This window comes from Mesorhizobium sp. CNPSo 4661 (assembly GCF_057784215.1).
The window spans coordinates 79,398-97,549 of record NZ_JBWGIO010000005.1 but is presented as its reverse complement, the minus strand read 5'-3'; the positions used below and the strand labels follow the sequence as shown (position 1 = coordinate 97,549).

Annotated in this window: 22 protein-coding genes; 8 read left to right on the top strand and 14 right to left on the bottom strand. The window is 64.5% G+C overall.

All coding sequences use genetic code 11. The features are described from left to right. Window positions 1–301: 301 nt before the first annotated feature. Both AC0YKC_RS08920 and AC0YKC_RS08915 read right to left on the bottom strand, forming a co-directional pair. The gene (locus AC0YKC_RS08920) at window positions 302–442 is read right to left on the bottom strand and encodes a DUF1127 domain-containing protein (RefSeq protein ID WP_292587512.1); all 141 of its coding nucleotides are present in this window, start codon (window positions 440–442) and stop codon (window positions 302–304) included. Window positions 443–741: 299 nt separating this feature from the next. Next, window positions 742–1,752 carry an NAD(P)H-quinone oxidoreductase gene (locus tag AC0YKC_RS08915; RefSeq protein WP_320296532.1) on the bottom strand — a complete coding sequence of 337 codons (1,011 nt, stop codon included), beginning with the start codon at window positions 1,750–1,752 and terminating at the stop codon, window positions 742–744. A 114-nt stretch (window positions 1,753–1,866) separates the two neighbouring features. Here AC0YKC_RS08915 and AC0YKC_RS08910 point away from each other — a divergent pair, with 114 nt between their 5' ends. The 3 genes from AC0YKC_RS08910 (at window position 1,867) to AC0YKC_RS08900 (ending at window position 3,698) form a co-directional block, all read left to right on the top strand. Next, window positions 1,867–2,061 carry a DUF1192 domain-containing protein gene (locus AC0YKC_RS08910; protein WP_140645782.1) on the top strand — a complete coding sequence of 65 codons (195 nt, stop codon included), beginning with the start codon at window positions 1,867–1,869 and terminating at the stop codon, window positions 2,059–2,061. An 81-nt stretch (window positions 2,062–2,142) separates the two neighbouring features. Then, window positions 2,143–3,390: an MFS transporter gene (locus AC0YKC_RS08905; RefSeq protein WP_320296531.1), complete on the top strand. Its 1,248-nt coding sequence runs from the start codon at window positions 2,143–2,145 to the stop codon at window positions 3,388–3,390. Window positions 3,391–3,422: 32 nt separating this feature from the next. Then, window positions 3,423–3,698 (top strand): ArsR/SmtB family transcription factor, encoded by a 276-nt coding sequence (locus tag AC0YKC_RS08900; RefSeq protein ID WP_320296530.1) that lies wholly within the window; start codon window positions 3,423–3,425, stop codon window positions 3,696–3,698. A gap of 58 nt (window positions 3,699–3,756) precedes the next feature. Here AC0YKC_RS08900 and AC0YKC_RS08895 read toward each other — a convergent pair whose 3' ends face one another. The 4 genes from AC0YKC_RS08895 to AC0YKC_RS08880 all read right to left on the bottom strand — a co-directional run bounded on the left by AC0YKC_RS08895 (window position 3,757) and on the right by AC0YKC_RS08880 (window position 6,150). Further along, a complete protein-coding gene (locus tag AC0YKC_RS08895) occupies window positions 3,757–4,218 on the bottom strand; it encodes an SRPBCC family protein (RefSeq protein WP_488510834.1) in 462 nt (153 codons plus the stop codon). A gap of 11 nt (window positions 4,219–4,229) precedes the next feature. Beyond that, window positions 4,230–4,565, bottom strand: coding sequence for an ArsR/SmtB family transcription factor (locus AC0YKC_RS08890; RefSeq protein WP_488510833.1), 336 nt, complete (start codon window positions 4,563–4,565; stop codon window positions 4,230–4,232). Between the two features lie 5 nt (window positions 4,566–4,570). Then, window positions 4,571–5,227: a glutathione S-transferase family protein gene (locus AC0YKC_RS08885; RefSeq protein WP_488510832.1), complete on the bottom strand. Its 657-nt coding sequence runs from the start codon at window positions 5,225–5,227 to the stop codon at window positions 4,571–4,573. 95 nt (window positions 5,228–5,322) lie between these two features. After that, window positions 5,323–6,150 carry an alpha/beta fold hydrolase gene (locus AC0YKC_RS08880; protein ID WP_488510831.1) on the bottom strand — a complete coding sequence of 276 codons (828 nt, stop codon included), beginning with the start codon at window positions 6,148–6,150 and terminating at the stop codon, window positions 5,323–5,325. A 90-nt stretch (window positions 6,151–6,240) separates the two neighbouring features. Here AC0YKC_RS08880 and AC0YKC_RS08875 point away from each other — a divergent pair, with 90 nt between their 5' ends. After that, window positions 6,241–6,759 (top strand): winged helix-turn-helix transcriptional regulator, encoded by a 519-nt coding sequence (locus AC0YKC_RS08875; protein ID WP_488510830.1) that lies wholly within the window; start codon window positions 6,241–6,243, stop codon window positions 6,757–6,759. 133 nt (window positions 6,760–6,892) lie between these two features. Here AC0YKC_RS08875 and AC0YKC_RS08870 read toward each other — a convergent pair whose 3' ends face one another. The 4 genes from AC0YKC_RS08870 to AC0YKC_RS08855 form a co-directional block, all read right to left on the bottom strand. Then, window positions 6,893–7,294, bottom strand: coding sequence for a hypothetical protein (locus tag AC0YKC_RS08870; protein WP_217573078.1), 402 nt, complete (start codon window positions 7,292–7,294; stop codon window positions 6,893–6,895). A gap of 241 nt (window positions 7,295–7,535) precedes the next feature. After that, complete coding sequence (gene rpmF, locus AC0YKC_RS08865) at window positions 7,536–7,718, bottom strand: 50S ribosomal protein L32 (RefSeq protein WP_006203806.1); 183 nt, start codon at window positions 7,716–7,718, stop codon at window positions 7,536–7,538. A 154-nt stretch (window positions 7,719–7,872) separates the two neighbouring features. After that, the gene (locus tag AC0YKC_RS08860; protein WP_320296519.1) at window positions 7,873–8,310 is read right to left on the bottom strand and encodes a YybH family protein; all 438 of its coding nucleotides are present in this window, start codon (window positions 8,308–8,310) and stop codon (window positions 7,873–7,875) included. Between the two features lie 103 nt (window positions 8,311–8,413). Then, a complete protein-coding gene (locus AC0YKC_RS08855; protein ID WP_488510829.1) occupies window positions 8,414–9,172 on the bottom strand; it encodes a biosynthetic peptidoglycan transglycosylase in 759 nt (252 codons plus the stop codon). A 77-nt stretch (window positions 9,173–9,249) separates the two neighbouring features. Here AC0YKC_RS08855 and AC0YKC_RS08850 point away from each other — a divergent pair, with 77 nt between their 5' ends. Then, on the top strand, window positions 9,250–10,167 hold the full coding sequence (locus AC0YKC_RS08850; protein WP_488510828.1) for a polyprenyl synthetase family protein: 918 nt from the start codon (window positions 9,250–9,252) through the stop codon (window positions 10,165–10,167). A gap of 37 nt (window positions 10,168–10,204) precedes the next feature. Here AC0YKC_RS08850 and AC0YKC_RS08845 read toward each other — a convergent pair whose 3' ends face one another. Then, window positions 10,205–11,128, bottom strand: a complete 924-nt coding sequence (locus AC0YKC_RS08845) for an SMP-30/gluconolactonase/LRE family protein (RefSeq protein WP_488510827.1) — start codon at window positions 11,126–11,128, stop codon at window positions 10,205–10,207. A gap of 134 nt (window positions 11,129–11,262) precedes the next feature. Here AC0YKC_RS08845 and AC0YKC_RS08840 point away from each other — a divergent pair, with 134 nt between their 5' ends. From AC0YKC_RS08840 to AC0YKC_RS08830, 3 genes are read left to right on the top strand one after another with little or no spacing between them, the layout of a single operon-like run. Next, on the top strand, window positions 11,263–12,756 hold the full coding sequence (locus tag AC0YKC_RS08840) for a sugar ABC transporter ATP-binding protein (protein ID WP_320296515.1): 1,494 nt from the start codon (window positions 11,263–11,265) through the stop codon (window positions 12,754–12,756). A 9-nt stretch (window positions 12,757–12,765) separates the two neighbouring features. After that, window positions 12,766–13,848 carry an ABC transporter permease gene (locus AC0YKC_RS08835; RefSeq protein ID WP_488510826.1) on the top strand — a complete coding sequence of 361 codons (1,083 nt, stop codon included), beginning with the start codon at window positions 12,766–12,768 and terminating at the stop codon, window positions 13,846–13,848. A gap of 13 nt (window positions 13,849–13,861) precedes the next feature. After that, window positions 13,862–14,959 (top strand): ABC transporter substrate-binding protein, encoded by a 1,098-nt coding sequence (locus AC0YKC_RS08830; protein ID WP_320296513.1) that lies wholly within the window; start codon window positions 13,862–13,864, stop codon window positions 14,957–14,959. 69 nt (window positions 14,960–15,028) lie between these two features. On the opposite strand, the gene AC0YKC_RS08825 is transcribed toward AC0YKC_RS08830, so the two are convergent. The 3 genes from AC0YKC_RS08825 to AC0YKC_RS08815 form a co-directional block, all read right to left on the bottom strand. Further along, on the bottom strand, window positions 15,029–16,021 hold the full coding sequence (locus AC0YKC_RS08825) for a LacI family DNA-binding transcriptional regulator (protein ID WP_488510825.1): 993 nt from the start codon (window positions 16,019–16,021) through the stop codon (window positions 15,029–15,031). Between the two features lie 75 nt (window positions 16,022–16,096). After that, a complete protein-coding gene (locus AC0YKC_RS08820; RefSeq protein WP_488510824.1) occupies window positions 16,097–17,131 on the bottom strand; it encodes an L-idonate 5-dehydrogenase in 1,035 nt (344 codons plus the stop codon). 67 nt (window positions 17,132–17,198) lie between these two features. Continuing rightward, window positions 17,199–18,146 (bottom strand): 2-hydroxyacid dehydrogenase, encoded by a 948-nt coding sequence (locus AC0YKC_RS08815; protein WP_488510822.1) that lies wholly within the window; start codon window positions 18,144–18,146, stop codon window positions 17,199–17,201. Window positions 18,147–18,152: the final 6 nt, after the last annotated feature.

Sequence of the window (18,152 nt, the reverse complement as noted above, 5' to 3'; positions counted from 1 at the left end):
CAAAATGGGAAATTCGCGGCCTGTATAAACGCTCCCTCAAATTTTCGCAATGTTTTTGGGAAAGGGCTGGTCCAATGCATGTCGCCCAAAAAGTGTTCGGCGGTTTTGGGAGAACGACGTGCACAAAACAAAGTCTTAAAGCGCGTCGCCCGAATCCGTTTCGGCGCGACGCGCTTTAAGGCCCGAAAAAGACAAAACCCGCTGGACGAGGTCCAGCGGGCTTGGAACCGGAAACAAAGCAAGCGTCTCGACGGCTCTGGCTTGCATGTCCAGCCCGGCCTTGCGGTCGGGCCGTGTCTGATTACACCGCCTGGCGGGCGATGCGCTCGATGTCGGCGCGGTTGATGCCGAGATCGCTCAGCTGGCGGGAATTGAGCTTGTTCAGCTCGCGCACGGTCTCGTTGTACATGCGCCACTTACGGAAAGCACGGATCGGGTTCATTTGAATTTCTCCAGTCGTTTGATGAAATCGTTTGATGCCGTGTAAATAGGCATGACTGCCCAAGAAATGAACGGACGCTTTTGCATGGCCGCAATGCGTTTTGTGCATTGCACCATTAAGCCTTCGTTCAGCTTGGAACCGGGGACGCGCGAGGGCCGAGATGTATCGAGTTTCAGGTCAGGCCGAGTCGAAAATGGTGGGCTTCGAGAACCGGAGCGGAGCGTACTTAAAGTACGTGAGCACCAGAAGCGCAGAAGACCGGCATTTGCAGACCGGCCTCACCTGAAACTCGATACATCTCACCCGACGTCGAGGACGATCTTGCCTATGTGCTCGCCCTCTTCCATGCGCTCATGCGCGCGCCAGGCTTCGGTCAGCGGAAAGATCATGTCCATGACGGGGGCAACCTTGCGCGTGCCGAGCAGCGGCCACACCTGGGCCTCAAGCGCGGCGGCGATGGCCGCCTTGAACTCGACGGTGCGCGGCCTGAGCGTCGAGCCGGTATGGGTCAGGCGCTTGACCATGAGCGTTGCGAAATTGGTGCTTGCGACAGCGCCGGCCTGCACGGCAATCTGCACGATGCGCCCCTCGACGGCCGCGGCATCGTAGTTGCGCGCGACATAATCGCCACCGACCATGTCGAGGATGACGTCCGCGCCCTTGCCGCCGGTCGCGTCCTTCACCGCGGCGACGAAATCCTCCTCGCGGTAGTTGATGGCCCGGTCGGCGCCGAGCTTCAGGCAGGCGTCGCATTTCTCCTTGCTGCCGGCGGTGGTGATCACATAGGCACCGAAGGCCGAGGCAAGCTGGATGGCGGTGGTGCCTATGCCCGACGAGCCGCCATGGACAAGCAGCGTCTCGCCCTTCTTCAGGCCGCCGCGCTCGAACACATTGTGCCAGACGGTGAAGTAGTTTTCCGGAACCGCGGCGGCCTCCGAATAGGTGAAGCCGGCCGGGATCGGCAGCACGCTGCCGGCATGCACCTTGACATATTCAGCATAACCGCCGCCCGGCGTCAGCGCGCAGACCCGGTCGCCGATGCGCCAGCGCGATATCTCGTCGCCGAGCGCCGCGATTTCGCCGCCCACCTCGAGGCCGGGCAGGTCGGAGGCGCCGGGCGGCGGCGGATAGGCGCCGTTGCGCTGTTGGACGTCCGGCCGGTTGACGCCGGCCGCGTGCACCCGGATCAACACTTCGCCGGGGCCGGGTACGGGCATGTCACGGGTTTCCGGCTTGAGCACCTTTGGCCCGCCGGGTTGCGAGATCGCGATGGCCGTCATCGTGGCCGGTATCTTCTGTCCGTTTGCCATGGCTTTCTCGTCTCCTCGGATGCGTGTCGTCGCTCGTGGTTTGCATCGGCGCCCCTGCCCTATGTATGCTGATTGCCAAATCAGGCAAATGGCCAAGTAAGGGAGGAGCGACGGATGGCGATCTTCGACGACGAACCCAGGAAGAAGCCGCGCCCGCACGAGATCGGCCAGGACCTGTCGCTGCTTTCCGTGGACGAATTGTCAGAGCGCATCGCATTGCTGCGCGACGAGATCGCCAGGCTGGAAGCCGAGCGCACCGCCAAAGGCGCCACCAAATCCGCCGCCGAGTCGCTGTTCCGCCGCGGATAAATTTTTCGGCGTGCTCGCTCGCCGCCGAAAAGCCCGAATGCATCTGTCTTCAGACCCTGCGTCTCGAACCCGGATCAAGCGATGTTTGCAACCTATCGACCGATACTCTCGCTGCTGCGCGGCACGGCCTTCCTGCTCGCAGCATCCGGCCTGCACGGCCTGCTCCTGCCGCTGCGCGGCCAGGTGGAGGGTTTTTCGACGGCATCGCTCGGCCTCATGGGCACGGCCTGGGCGGGCGGCTTCGTTACCGGCTGCTTCTTCGCGCCGCGGCTCGTGCGCCGCGCCGGCCATGTCAGGGCTTTCGGCGCCTTCGCCGCGTCGGGCGCTATCATCGCGCTGCTCACCGGCCTCATAATCGACGAGTATTTCTGGATCCTTTTGCGCGCGTTCACCGGCTTCACCATGGCCGGCGCGTTCATGGTCATCGAAAGCTGGCTGAACGAGAAGGCGACCAACGAAAACCGCGGCACCGTCTTCGGCCTCTACATGATGGTCACCTATGCCTCGATCATGGGCGGCCAGATGATCGTCGCCGGCGGCGACGTGCGGTCGGCCTCGCTGTTCATGATCACCGGCATCCTGTTTTGCCTGTCGCTCATTCCGACGGCGGTGTCGACGCAGTCGCATCCCAAGCCCCTGCAGGACGTCAAGCTCGACGTCAAAGGCCTGTACGCCAATTCGCCGGTGTCGGCGGTGGCCTGCGTCCTGATCGGCATCGCCAACGGCGCCTGGGGCACGCTTGGCGCCGTCTATGGCGCGCGTATCGGCATATCGACCGCCGAGATCGCGCTGATGATGAGCCTTGTCGTCGTCGCCGGCGCCGCCATGCAGCTTCCGGCCGGACGCCTGTCGGATACAACCGACCGCCGCTTCGTGCTGGCCGGCGCGGCCTTCGGCGCGGCCCTGGTCGCGGTGCTGATCTTCCTGATCGCGCCGCGTTCGGGTGTCTTCGTCATCGTGATGACCGCCGCCTATGGCGCTTTCGCCTATACGCTCTATTCGATCGCCGTCGCGCATGCCAACGATCACGCCCGCTCCGAGGACTTCGTCAAGGTTTCCGGCGGCCTGCTCTTGCTCTACGGCTTCGGCACGATGATCGGCCCGCTTTTGGCCGCGGCGCTGATGGGCTCGGTGCGTCCAGAGGGGCTTTTCCTTGCAACCGCGCTCGCACATCTCAGCCTTGCCGGCTACACGCTGCTGCGTATCCGCGCCCGCGCGCCGGTGCCGATCGAGAACCGCGATGCCTTCAAGACGCAGCCCGCGGACCGCGCGGTCACGCCCGAGGCCACGCGGCTCGATCCGCGCAGAAAGATTGAAACCAATAGTTGAGATTCTGAAGACTTTGCCTCACAAATAAAGGCATGATGTTTTCTGACGCCTTCGTGGCGATAGCCGATCCCAACCGGCGCTATCTCTTGGAAGAACTCCGGCGCGGCCCGAAGACGGTGAACGAACTGGCGGCCGGGCTGCCCGTCTCACGCCCTGCGGTTTCCCAGCATCTGAAGGTCCTGCTTGACGCCGGCCTGGTCAATGCCAGGGCCGAAGGCACGAGGCGCGTCTATGCCGTCAGCAGCGCCGGCTTCCTCAGGCTCAACATCTGGCTCGACCAGTTCTGGGAAACGGCGCCGGGGGAATGACTTGAGGGCGCCGAGCCGCAGGCGCGCGAGAAGGTGATCGTGTCTTGGACACCGGGCCTTAGTTCGCCGCCAGGGCTGCGCCGAGCGCGTCGAGCAGTTCGCCGGTCCCATGCTCGCGGGTAGCCGGCGTGTCGATGCCGTCGAAGAAGGCCCCCTGCTCCGTGAGGATAAGCCGCGTCCCGTTGCCTTCGGCGATCAGCTCGATCGTCGCGAGCGAAACCGAGACCCGGGTTTCGCCGAACAAGAGCTCGTAGCTGTAGACGATGCGCCGGTTGGGCACGATGTCCTGATAGACGGCGTTGTAGAAATGCATCTGCCCATCGCTGGGGCAGCCGGCATTCACCTCCTTGCCGCCGACGCGAAAATCCATCTCATGCCGGCTGGGCATGGGGTTGTCGGGGTCGAAGAACCAGCGCTTTTTGGCGGCCGGATCGCTCAGCGCGAAAAAGACCTTCTGGGGCTCCACCGGATAGACGCGCTCGATGACGAAGGTGGAATGGACGACGGATCGTTCGCTCATGGCGGGCTCCTTCAGGTTTCATCCTTGGTTTCAGCGAGGAAATCGCCGAGACGGTCGAGCCGGCCCTCCCAGGCGAGCCGCCGCTCGTTGATCCAATACTCGGCAGCCCGAAGCGCCTGCGGCTCGATCTGGCAGGTCCGCACCCGGCCGAGCTTTTCCGTCCTGACCAGGCCGCTCGCCTCGAGCACGTTGAGATGCTGGACGACGGCCGACAATGACATCGCCAGCGGTTCCGCCAGCTGGCTGACCGATGCCGGCCCGCGCGACAACCGTTCCACCATGCTGCGCCGGGCTGGATCGGCGAGCGCTTGGAACATCAGGTCGAGCTGGGCGGGATCGTGCAGCATGCCGGCTAGCCGTTATTGTACGGAAAGAGCTTGAAGTAAGGTCCCGCTTCCTCGATGACGCGGGCGAAGGACGCACGCGCGAGCAACCGGTCGTGGTAGCGTTTCACCGCCGGGAACTTGTCGCCGAACGGCTCGACCTTGTTGGCATAAAACAGTGCCGGCGATGCGGCGCAGTCAGCCATGGTGAAGGTCTCGCCTACAGCCCAGGTCTTGCCCTGCATCTCCTCTTCTATGATGGCGTAGGAGTTGCGCAGCTGCGCGCGGGCCTCCTCGACGCCGAACGGATCGGTCTTGTCCCTTGGCCGCAGCCTGTCGCCGACGATCTTATGCATCGGATGCTGCACGTAGAAATCATAGAAGCGGTCGGCTTGGCGGACCTTGAGGGCGAGATCAACGTCGGCGGGAACGAGCTCGACCGGCCCCGGATAATGCGCGGCGAGATATTCGACGACGATGGTCGATTCCAGCACCGTGCGGTCCCGCGCATCGTCATGCAGCGCCGGCATCTTGCCGGTCGGCGATACCTTCAGGAAGGCCGCGCGCGAAGCTTCGTCGCCAAGGTCGACGATCACCGGTTCGAACGGCGTGCCGTTCTCGTAGAACGCGATCAGCGGCTTCCAGCAGAACGAAGCCAGCGGGTGGAAATGCAGCGTCAGGGACATTCTCGCGCTCTCTTCGCGTTCGGCTATCGGGTAATACTGAAGTAACTGCTTCACTATTTCCGTAAACCCGTTGAGTCAAGCCGGAACCTCCACGCCTAATGATGTGCGGCGATGGCGTCGACGATTTGCGGCCAGTCGTCGCGATGCAGTTCGTGACCGCCGCCCTCGACCTTGACCAGCCTTGCGCCGGGAACCGCACTTGCCAGCGCTTCGCCATGCTCGATCGGGAAGAGCGGATCGGCGCCGCCGTGGATGACGAGCAGCGGCACGGTCAGCTCCCGTATCGTACGCTGCGGACCGCCGCTTTCGAGCAGGAAATGGTTGGTCGCGCTGGCGAGGCCGCAGGAGCGATCGTAATCCGCCTCGATCATCGCGCGCGTCTGTTCCTCGTCGAACGGATGGCGCGTGCTGGCAATCGCGCGGGCGTCCTTGAGCATGAAGTCGAGTACCTGCCCCCGCTTCGACCAGTCGACATTGGCGCCCTCGGCAGAATGTTCCTTATAGGCTTCGGTCATTCCCGGCAGGCCGGATGTATCGACGCCGAGCGGCGAAGAGGAGATCACGGTGAGCGCGCCGACGCGTTCGGGATATTTCAGCGCCACGCTCTGCGCCAGCATGCCGCCCATCGACATGCCGACGACATGCGCCTTGGCGACGCCATGGTCGTCGAGCACGCGCATGGCATCGTCCACCATGTCCTCGAACGTGTAGGTCGGCGCTCCAGGCGGATATTTGCTCGAAAGGCCGGTGTCGCGGTTGTCGTAGCGGATGACAAAGCGGCCGCGCTCGGCGAGTTGCCGGCAGAAGGCTTCGGGCCACCATTGCATAGAGGCCATGGCGCCCATGATCAAAAGGATCGCTGGATCTTTCGGGCTGCCGAAAGTCTCCGAAACGATGTCGGGGCGCTGTGCTGCGGCGGTCATCTGCTCCTCCAATCCGATTGCATTTTGCAATCAGTTGCACGATAATCAAACTGATATCATAATGCAACTGGTTTTTCTGGAGGGACTGCCATGAGCATCGACCGTCGGTCCGGCTGCCCGATCAATCTGTCGCTCGAGGTGTTCGGCGACCGCTGGAGCCTGATCATCCTGCGCGACATGATCTTTGGCGGCCGGCGCCATTTTCGCGAGCTGCTCAACGGCTCGCTGGAAGGCATCGCCTCCAACATCCTGGCCGACCGGCTGAAGCGGCTGATGGAGCTCGGGCTGCTGACCAAGGCCGACGACCCCAGCCACAAGCAGAAGGCGATCTACAGCCTGACCGAGATGGCGATCACGCTGGTGCCGATCATGGCGCAGCTCGGCGCATGGGGACGCGTCTGGCTGCCGGTCACGGAAGAATTGTCGATCCGCGCCGAACTGCTCGAAAAGGGCGGCCCGCCGCTATGGGAGCAGTTCATGGACGAGTTGCGCCACGAGCATCTCGGCGCACCGTCGAAGACGCCGCAGGGCGCGCCGACCGTGCGCCAGCAATTGCGCGCTGCCTACGATGCCGTGGTCGCGCGAAAGGCTGAAACGACGGCAGGTTGAGGCGGGGCGAAGAAATTTCGTCATTCCAGGGCGAAGCAGGAGCGAAGCGACGCGCGCAGACGATAGAATGACGATGCGATCAATGTGCTTCGCCAATCGCGAAGTCATACGATCAGAAATTCTATGCCGTATCTCAGTTCAGATTGATATCCCGGCTCGCCGACCGCATCGACACCGAGAAGCCGGCCAGAACGTCGAACAGCGCGATGACCATCAGCGTGAAGAAGACGGAGTGCGCCGCGCCCTTCACCAGCAGGAATTCGACCAGGAAGGCGATGAAGACCAGCGTCGACAAAAGATGATCCAGGATCGAGGCATTGGTCGTGCGCACCGATTTCGAGATCTCGATGAAGAGGAAGATCAGCCCGATCAGCACCATAAGGTCGCCGAGCGTCATCGAGAACACGCCGCCCGACATCATGCGGAAGGAGAACATCTCGGTCATCCAGGGATCGTCGCCGCCGCCGAACAATCCGAGCAGGCCGAGATTGTAGAGGACGAAAGGCACGATCAGCAGCGGGATGGCACCGAACATCTGGGCGACTCCAATGGGGCACCCTTTTGTAAAATCCGCCGCCGGCGCGCCGTCAAGGGTTTTCGCCGGCGACGGCGAACACGCTCTAAGACCTAATGAAATAACGGTGTCAGCCGGTTGTCATGCTTTCGGCAAAGCCGGCCAGGTATGGCCGCCACACGCCACAGCAGCCCTGTCGCCAAAACAAAAAGACCGGCCAGGGGCCGGTCTTTTGAAAACGTCACAAACCTATGGAAGCTTCTCAGCTTTCCTTCGGCTCCAGAACCTGGCGGCCGCGATACATGCCGGTCTTCAGGTCGATGTGATGCGGACGGCGCATTTCGCCGGAATTCTTGTCCTCGACATAGGTCGGGGCCTTGAGGGCGTCGGCCGAGCGGCGCATGCCGCGCTTCGACGGAGAGGTTTTTCTTTTTGGAACGGCCATGGATATGCTCCACTACATGGTCAAAATGCCCCGGCAACCCTCGCGAAAGGGCCGCATCGAGGCCATAATCTGAGAAAGTCGGGTGCCTATACACGCCTTGCGCAGTTTTGGCCAGCGGTGGCCGCGAATTTTTTTGAGCCGGCGCCGCTTCGCCCTAACCCTTCCGCAGGACAGAGTCCGCTGGCTGCGCGGCGGTTATCGGATCGGCGTGCCGATGGATGAGCTTCCAGCCGCCTTCCTCGTGGCGAAAGATGCTCGTAGCCCGAAGATGCACTGGGGTGACATCCTTGCGCCCGCCGACCTTGGATTCGAGCCGCTCCACCTCGACGATGTAGGCGAGACCGGGGGTTACGTATTTCGATATGGCGTCGAAGCCGATCGCATCGCCATCCCGGTAATTCGATGCCGCACGCTTCATGGTCTCGACGACCTGCGTCAATCCGCGCGCGAAAGGTCCGAAGGGGTTGCCGAGGGTGACATCGTCTTGTTCAGAGAACAGCCGCTTGGCGGGCTCGTAATCTCCCCGCATGAACGCGCCGAGCGCCCGGTGGTATTGCTCGACGACTTGTTCGAGATCATTGGTGGGATTCATCGATCCGCTCCTTCTGATCGCGGATAAGGCTGACACGAGGTTCGTTATGCCACTCCGTCAGCGCCGCAAGAATCCCCCTTGAGCGAATGAACGTCAACGGCCTTTAGTCAAGGCAACCGACATAGGCGCCGGACCGGCTCGCACGGCGTTCGATCAAGCTCGCAAGACGTCGTAAGCCCGGCCCCGGCTTGGCCGGATTGCGCGCGATCGGGTTGGGCAGGCTGACGGCCAGCAACGCCGCCTGCCTTCGCGACAATTGCTTGGCCGAGACGCCGAAATGGTGTTGGGCGGCAGCCTCGATGCCGTAGATGCCCGGTCCCCATTCGGCGATGTTGAGATAGATCTCCATGATCCGCCGCTTCGACATCACCGCATCGAAGTAGACGGCCAAAGGCAGCTCGACCACCTTGCGCACGCTGCCCAGCGGCCGTGACCACAGAAAAAGGTTCTTCACCGTCTGCATGGTGATGGTCGAAGCGCCGCGCGTCGCCTCGCCGGCCAGTGCGTCATCGACCACGCCGCGCAACTCGCCGAGATCGACGCCGCGGTGGAAACAGAACTGCCCGTCTTCCGACATGATCACCGAATGCGCCAGCACCGGCGCCACATCGTCGATCGACACCCAGCGCCGGTCGTAGCCGGAAAACGTCACGAGGTCCTTCAGCATCAGCGTCGAGACCGGATGCACGAAGGGCGGCAGGTAAAGGAAGGTGAGCACGACCGGGATGGCCGCCAGCGCTAGCGCCACGACCAGGCAGCGCCGGGCGATGCGCGCCACACCGGCGCGGTTCAGGCGCCGACGTCGCGCCATGTCCAGCCCTTCGCTTTCATATTCGACGATCGGTTCCGTCAAGCCGCCCAACCCGTGCCTCGCCCCCTCCGGCATAAAGGCGCAAGGCTTCTTGCGCAATGTCTGTGTGTCGGCTACCGCTCCCGACCATGAGCAAAGACGACCAGATCGCCTTCGAATCCGTGCTTTTCATGCGCGCCGCCGCGGTCGAGACTGAGCTGCGGCGGATCCTCGACGCGCGTCCGCTTTCGGGCGAGATCGCGCGACCCGATCGCCTGATGGCGGCCATGCGCCACGGCGTGCTCAACGGCGGCAAGCGGCTGCGTCCTTTTCTGGTCCTGGAAAGCGCTGCGCTGTTTTCGGCCGACAATGACGCGGCGCTGCGCGTCGCGGCGGCGCTGGAATGCGTGCATTGCTATTCGCTCATCCATGACGATCTGCCGGCCATGGACGACGACGATTTGCGGCGCGGCCAGCCGACGGTGCACAAGGCCTTCGACGAGGCGACTGCGATCCTTGCCGGCGACGCGCTGCTGACTTTGGCCTTCGACATCATCGCCGACGAAGCGACCGCGCTGTCGGCCGAGCGCCGCGCCACCCTCGTTCTCGCACTTGCCCGCGCGGCCGGCGCCGGCGGCATGGTCGGCGGCCAGATGCTGGACCTCGAGGCCGAGCGCAAGCGGCCGGACGAGGCCGGCATCATCACCTTGCAGGCGATGAAGACCGGCGCGCTGATCCGCTTCGCCTGCGAGGCCGGCGCGATCGTTGCTGGCGCACCGCCAGCGGACCGCGAGAGACTGGCCGAGTTCGGCTCGGCGATCGGCCTTGCCTTCCAGCTCGCCGACGACCTGCTCGACCTGACGGCGGACGCCAAGCAGATGGGCAAGGCGACGAACAAGGACGCCGCCGCCGGCAAGGCGACGCTTGCCGCGCTGCACGGACCCGACTGGGCGCGCGACCAGCTGCACGGCCTGATCGACCAGGCGCATGCGCTGCTCGAGCCCTATGGCGAAGCGGCTGAGTTGCTCAAGGAAGCCGCGACCTTCGTGGCGACGCGCAGCAGCTGACGCTGCCCCAAATAGCAACAGACCCAAGGGCTGGATCTCATCCCCTTGCCGCCGCATTCGCGACAACGAACACCGCGTAGAGCGACTGCCGCGCCGTGATGAAAAGGCGATTGCGTTTGGGGCCGCCGAAGGTGAGGTTGGCCACCGTCTCCGCAATGCGTATCTTGCCGATCAGCGTGCCGTCTGGGTCGAAGCAGTGGACGCCGTCGCCGGCGCCTGCCCAGACGCGGCCGGCCGTGTCCACCCTGAACCCGTCGAACAAACCGACCGTGCAAGTTGCGAACACGCCAAGCTCGCGCAGCGCGCCGCCTGCCACGGCGAATTTGCGGATGTGCCTCGGCCCGTCCTTCTGATGCGTGACGCCGGTGTCGCCCACATAAAGAATGCTCTCGTCCGGCGAGAACGCGAGCCCGTTGGGCTTGGCCATGGTGGAGATAACACGCACCACCTCGCCGCTCACGGGGTCGGCGCGGTAGACATGGCAGCCGTCGATCTCCTGCTCGGCGCGATCGCCCTCATAGTCGGTCGCGATGCCGTAGGGCGGATCGGAAAACCACACCGTGCCGTCCGAGCGCACCACGACATCGTTCGGCGAGTTCAAGCGCTTGCCTTCGAAGCGATCGGCGATCACCGTGATCGAGCCGTCGTGCTCGGTGCGCGTGACACGCCGCGTTCGGTGCTCGCATGTAACCAGCCGTCCCTGCGTGTCGACCGTATGCCCGTTGGCGTTGTTGGACGGCGCGCGGAAGACCGAGACCTCGCCATTGGTGTCGTCATAGCGCATGATGCGGTCGTTCGGGATGTCGGAGAACACCAGGTAGCGGCCGGCCGCGAACCAGGCCGGCCCCTCTAGCCAGCGTCCGCCCGTCCACAGCCGCTCTACCGCCACGTGACCGACGAAACAGCTCTCGAAACGCTCGTCGAGAACTTCGAACCCGGCACCTTCAATGTCTCCGAACATGACCACTTCTCCGCGAAAACCGGCTCATCGATAGCCTTCGCGGCGCGCAGCTTTCAAGACTTGACCTGCAAAAATGTTAGCGATAACATCAATCGCAATTCAGTCGTTTGCTTGGCTTGGGAGGAGGCCAAAAAATGCGGCCCAAGCTCATCGAATTCATCGACATCTCCAAGCGCTTCGGCGGCACCTTGGCGTTGAAGTCGGTCTCGCTCGACATCCACGAGGGCGAGATCGTCGCTCTGCTCGGCGAGAATGGCGCGGGCAAGTCGACGCTCATCAAGACGCTCGCCGGCATCCACAAGCGCGACCAGGGGACGATCCGCTTCCGCGGCGAGGACTACCATCATCGCCCGCCGCGTCCGAACCAGCCGCAGAAAGTCGCCTTCATCCATCAGGACCTCGGTCTGATCGAATGGATGACGGTGGCCGAAAATGTCGGCATGGCGCAGGGTTTTTCTCGGCGTTCCGGTCTGATCGACTGGCGCGACACCGAGCGTCGCGCCGAGCGCGCGCTGGCATTGGTCGGCTGCGCCTTCGATCCGGCGACGCGCGTCCAGGACCTGTCACGAACCGAAAAGTCACTGGTGGCCATTGCGCGCGCCTTGGCCACCGAGGCCGACGTCCTGGTGCTCGACGAGCCGACGGCAAGCCTGCCTGCGGACGAGGTCGAGCGCCTGTTCGAGGCGCTGCGGCCGCTGCGCCAGCGCGGGGTCGGAATGATCTACGTCTCGCACCGGCTGGACGAGGTGTTCCGCATCGCCGACCGCGTCGCGGTCATGCGCGACGGCCGAATGGTCGCGGTCAAGCCGGTCGACGAGACCACGCCGCAGGAACTGGTCGATCTCATCGTCGGCCGGCCGGCGCACCAGATGTTCGCCAAGTCGCGCTGGCAGGATGGGGCGGAGCGGCTCAAGGTCGAAAAGCTTACCAGCGGCAATGTCGGCCCAGTAGGTTTCGAGGCGCGCTCGGGTGAATTGCTCGGACTGGTCGGCCTGCGCGGTGCCGGCCAGGAAGCCGTCGGGCGCGCGCTGTTCGGCGCCGAGCGTTTCGACGGCACGGTGCTGCTCGACGGCAAGCGCCTCGACCTGTCCTCGGTCGGCGCCGCCCTTGCCGCGGGCGTCGGGCTGATCGCCCGCGACCGCACCGAGGAGTCTGTGGCGCTGTCGCTCTCCGTGCGCGAGAACATGTATCTCAATCCGTCGGCCGTCGGCCGCGGGCTTTTCTCCTTCATGAAGCCGGCGCGGGAAAGCGAGCTTACCCGGGAGCTCGGCGCCCGGCTGGGGCTGCGCCCCAACGACCCGCATTTGCCCATCGAGGCGCTGTCCGGCGGCAACCAGCAGAAGGTGGTCGTCGGCCGCTGGCTGGCGACGGGCCGCAAGCTTTTGATCGCCGAGGATCCGACGGCCGGCGTCGATGTCGGCGCCAAGGCCGAGATCTACCGGCTGATCGCAACCGCCGTCGAAGCCGGGCTGGCGGTCATCGTCGTGTCGACCGATTTCGAGGAGGTCGCCCATATCTGCCACCGCGCGCTCGTCTTCTCACATAACCGCATCGTGCGCGAGCTGGCCGGCGATGCCCTGACGACGGCGGCGCTGATCAGCGCCGCCTCCGTGTCCGAAGCCGCCTGAGGAGAATCCATGAACTCGATCAAGTCGACGGCGCTGGAGCCGACCCGTTCGGAACTCTCCGGATTGAGCCCTGCCCAGAAGGCGGCGCGCTATCTGCCGGTCTACGGCCTGCCGATCCTGATGCTGCTTCTGATCGTGCTGTTCTCGCTGCTCCTGCCGCGAACGTTTCCGACGCTGCTCAACCTGCGCTCGATCGTCTCCGACAAGGCGATCATCGCCATCCTGTCGCTGGCCGCCATGATCCCGATGGCCGCGGGCCGCATCGACCTCACCGTCGGCTACGGAATCGTGCTGTGGCACATCCTTGCGATCAGCCTGCAGACCGCCTTCGGCATTCCGTGGCCGATCGCGGTGCTGATCGTCATCGCGCTCGGCGTCCTCACCGGCTTCATCAACGGCCTGCTGGTCGAGGTGGCGCGCATCGATTCCTTCATCGCAACGCTCGGCACCGGCACCGTGCTCTATGCTTTAGCCATGTGGTACACCGGCGGCCGCCAGGTCGTCGGCGTGCTGCCTGACGGCTTCCTTGCGCTCAACGGCACGATGCTGTTCGGCCTGCCGATCACCGGCTACTACGTGATTATCCTGGCGCTGGCGATGTGGCTGGTGCTCGAATATCTGCCGATCGGCCGCTACCTCTACGCCATCGGCGCCAACCCGAAGGCGGCCGCGCTCAACGGCATTCCGGTGCAGAAATTCGTCATGGGCGCCTTCGTCGCCTCCGGCGCGCTGACCGCGCTCGGCGGCGTGCTGCTCGCCTCGAAGCTGCGGATCGGCCAAGCCAGCGTCGGCCTCGAATACCTCCTGCCGGCGCTGGTCGGCGCCTTCCTCGGATCGACCACCATCAAGCCCGGTCGGGTCAATGTCTGGGGCACGATCGTCGGCGTCGTCATCCTTGCAGTCGGCATTTCCGGCATCCAGCAGTTCGGCGGCTCGTTCTGGGTCGAGCCGCTGTTCAACGGCGTCACCCTGCTCGTGGCGATCGGCATCGCCGGCTACGCGCAGCGCCGCCGCGGCGCGGTCGTGCCGCCCCGAGCACCGACTGATCAACCACCCACCAGCCAACCAACAAAGACAACCGACAATGCTTAATGGGAGAAACGATATGCAGCGCAGAACATTCCTCCAGCTCGGCGTCGCCTGCCTGGCGTTTGGCATCGCCTCGCCGACCCTGGCCGACCCCATGGCCGCCGCCAAGGCGGTCGTCGACAAATACGCCAGCAAGGTCGAGAAGTGGGACGGCCCGACGACAGGGCCGAAGGGCGCTGCCGGCAAGACCATCGTCGTGCTCGGCGCCGACATGAAGAATGGCGGCATCCTCGGCGTCACCAAGGGTGTGGAGGAAGCCGCGGCGGCACTCGGCTGGACGGTCAAGACCCTTGATGGCGCAGGCTCCATCGGCGGCCGCACGGCGGCCTTCGGCCAGGCGCTGGCGCTCAATCCCGACGGCATCATCATCAACGGCTTCGACGCGGTCGAGCAGAAGCCGGCGATGGAACAGGCCAAGGCCGCCAAGATCCCCATGGTGGCATGGCATGCCGCGCCGACGGTCGGGCCCATCGACGATCTCGGCATCGTCGCCAATGTCTCGACCGATCCGATGGAAGTGTCGAAGGCGGCCGCCGACTGGGCCTTCGTCGACGCCAAGGGCAAGCCCGGCGTCATCATCTTCACTGATTCCACCTACCAGATCGCCATCGCCAAGGCGGACCGGATGAAGAAGGAGATCGAGGATCTCGGAGGCAAGGTGCTCGAATATGTCGATACGCCGATTGCCGAGACCTCGCAGCGCATGCCGCAGCTCACCACCTCGCTCCTGCAGAAATACGGCGATGCGTGGACCCACTCCCTGGCGATCAACGATCTCTATTTCGACTTCATGGGACCGTCGCTGGCGGCGGCCGGCAAGTCCGGCACCGACGCGCCGATCAACGTGGCGGCGGGCGACGGCTCGGAATCGGCCTACCAGCGCATCCGCTCGAGCCAGTTCCAGAAGGTGACGGTGGCCGAACCGTTGAACCTGCAGGGCTGGCAGCTCGTCGACGAGCTCAACCGCGCCATGGCCGGCGAGAAGTGGTCGGGCTACATCTCGCCGCTGCATGTGGTGACGTCGGACAATGTCGAATTCGACGGCGGCCCGGACAACCGTTTCGATCCCGGTAACGGCTACCGCGACGAGTACAAGAAGGTCTGGGGCAAGTAAGCACTACAGGATCAGGACAGGCAAGCGGCCGGCGATCATCCCGCCGGCCGTTTGTTTTCTCCGAACCGATCAGGCCGTGCGGCGAACGATCACCTTGGGCGTCATGCCGAGGACGACCCGGTCGTCGGGCGCTCGCCGCCCGTTGAGCAGGTCGAGCACCAGTTCGGCGACGCGGATGCCGATCTCGTGCGCCCCGACGTCGATCGTCGTGATCGAGGGCACCGACTGCTCGGCAAGGTCATAGGCGCCGAAGCCGGCGATCGCGACGTCATCGGGAACGCGGATGCCGCGCCGTACGCACTCCATCAGCGCGCCGAAGGCGGAAAGGTCCGACACGCACATCACCGCCTGTGTGTCGGGCCAGCGCGAGATCATCTCGATCATGGCGGCAGCACCCTCGCGCATCGAGATCGGCGGCACGCCGGAAGCGATGACGCGCGAAGCATCGAGGCCGCGGTCCTGCAATGCGGCGACGAAGCCGCGCCGCCGGTCCAGGCCGCGCGTGTCGCGCGAGGTGTCGCCGCCGATGAAACCGAGCCTCAAGTAGCCGCGTTCGACGAAATGATCGACCATCAAGCGCCCGGCGTCCGCGTTGGAGAAGCCGACGACATGGCCGATCGGATCGGCCGGCAGGTCCCAGGTCTCCACCACCGGGACGCCGGCATTGGCCAGCATCTTGCGGCAGCGCGGCGTATGCCGGCCGCCGGTGACGATGATTGCTTCCGGCCGTCGCTGCAGCAGCTGACCAACCAGACGCTCTTCCTCCTCGACATTGTAGTCGGTGAAGCCGAGCAGGATCTCCAGCCCGCTGTCGCGCAGGCCCTCGGTCATGCCACGCACGGTGTCGGCGAAATTGGCGTTGTTGATCGAGGGGATCGTCGCCGCCACGAAACCGGAGCGCCGCGACGACAGATTTGCGGCGATGCTGTCAAAGACGTAGCCGAGCTCCTCCGCCGCCTTGAGTATCCGGTCGCGCGTGTCGGCGCTGACCGAGGCGTCGCGCTTGAAGGCACGCGACACTGTCATCGTCGAGACGTTGGCGCGATGCGCTACATCGGCCATGGTCGGGCGTTTTGGCGAAGATTGCATATCCGTACGTTATCGATATCACAACGGAATGCAACGCGCCCTCGCGGCTTATGCGAAGGCGATCTGAACCTTCATCGCTCGGCTGCGGTCATTGGCGAGATCGAAGCCCGATAGAACCTCGTCGCAGGCCACGGTGTGGGTGATCAGCGGCTTCACGTCGATCAGCCCCTTGCGCATCAATTCGACCCCGACGGCGAATTCGGGATGGAAGCGGAACGAGCCGTTGATCGACAGTTCCTTGGTGGTGATCGCCGTCATCGGCAGCGCCATCTCGGCACCGCCGAGGCCGAGTTGGACGATGGCGCCGCGCGGGCGCAGCGCCGCAATGCCTTGCGCCAGCGCCGCCGCGGCGCCGGAGCATTCATAAAGGATGTCGAAGCTTCCCTTGTCTGCAAAATAGGGCGCCAACCCCTCCGGGTCGCTTCGGGTGTTGATTGTCCTGTCGGCGCCGACGCGCATCGCCATCGACAGCGTGAAATCGGCGATGTCGACGGCGACGATTTCGGCGGCGCCGGCGCGCCGCGCGCTGATGATCGACAGCAGGCCGATCGGTCCGCAGCCTGTGACCAGCACCCGCTTGCCAAGCATCTCTCCGGCCCGACGCGTCGCGTGCAGACAAACCGCCAGCGGTTCGGCCATCGCGGCTTCCCCTGCGCTCAACCCGTCGGCCGGCACGCATTGTGTTGCGTCCGCCACCAGCATTTCGCGGAACGCGCCCTGGATATGCGGAAACGGCATGGCGCTGCCATAGAAGCGCATGTTGAGGCACTGGTTGTGCATGCCTTCGCGGCAGTAACGGCAGCTGTAGCAGGGCCGCGACGGCGAGACGGCGACGAGTTGTCCCGCTTCCAGTCCACCGACACCCGGCCCGAGCTTCTCGATTACGCCGGAGACTTCGTGGCCAAGGATCATCGGCTCCTTCAGACGCACCGTTCCGAAGCCGCCATGATTGTAGTAGTGCAGGTCGCTGCCGCAGATGCCGCCGGCGGCAAGACGGAGCAGCACCTGGCCTGGACCTGGCTCCTCGACCGGGTGGTCCTCGATGCGCAGGTCCTTGGCGGCGTGTATGACGATCGACTTCATGGCAGGCGAACTCCTCTTGCGGTTCAGGCAAGCAACGGCTTCCCGTGAAAAATTGCGCGAAACAGTTTCAGAGCACCGGCGTCAGCAGCGGCTGGCCGGCAAAATGAGCAGCAAGGTTGTCGCGCACCAGCTTGCCCATCGCTTTGCGCGTTTCGATGGTGCCCGACGCGTGGTGCGGCTGCAGAAGCACATTGTCGAGCGCCAGGAACCGCGGATTGAGCTTCGGTTCGCCTTCGAAGACGTCGAGCGCGGCGGACCCCATCACCTTCTTTTCGAGCGCGTCGAGCAGCGCGTCCTCGTCGATGTTGGAAGCGCGCGAAATGTTGATCAGCATGCCGTCCTCGCCGAGCGCCGCGATCACATCCTTGTCGACGATGTGGCGCGTGGCGGCCGACGCGGCGAGCGTGACGAACAGGAAATCCGAACGACGGGCCAGCGCGATGGGGTCGGCGACGAACGTCCAATCCGCGGCGAAATCCTTCGGCGCAACGTCGCTGTAGGCGATGTCCATACCGAAGCCGGCGAGACGCTTGGCCACCTCATAGCCGATACGGCCGAGGCCCAGCACACCGGCCCGCCGACCCCAGACGCGGCGCTTGAGCGGGTAGAGGCCCTTGGCCGCCCAACTGCCGTCACGCACCCAGCGCTCGGCGCCGATCATGCCGCGCGACAGGCACAGCATCATGGCGATGCCGAGATCGGCGACGTCGTTGGTCAGCACGTCCGGGGTATTGGTGACACGCACACCGCGCTCCCGGCACGCCGCGAGATCGACCGCGTCGAAGCCGACGCCGTAGACGGAGACGACCTCGAGCGCCGGGCAAGCCTCGATCATGGCGCGGCTGGCGCCGAGCTCGCCGCGCGTGGCGATGGCGCGCACGTGCGGCCCGACCTCGGTGAGAAAGGACGGCTTGTCGTCCGCCGCGAAATAGCGATGCACCACGAAGGCTTCGTTGAGCAACTCCTCGTCCCATGCGGGATAGGGTCCAACCTGAAGGATGTGAGGCCGCTGCATCGGTTT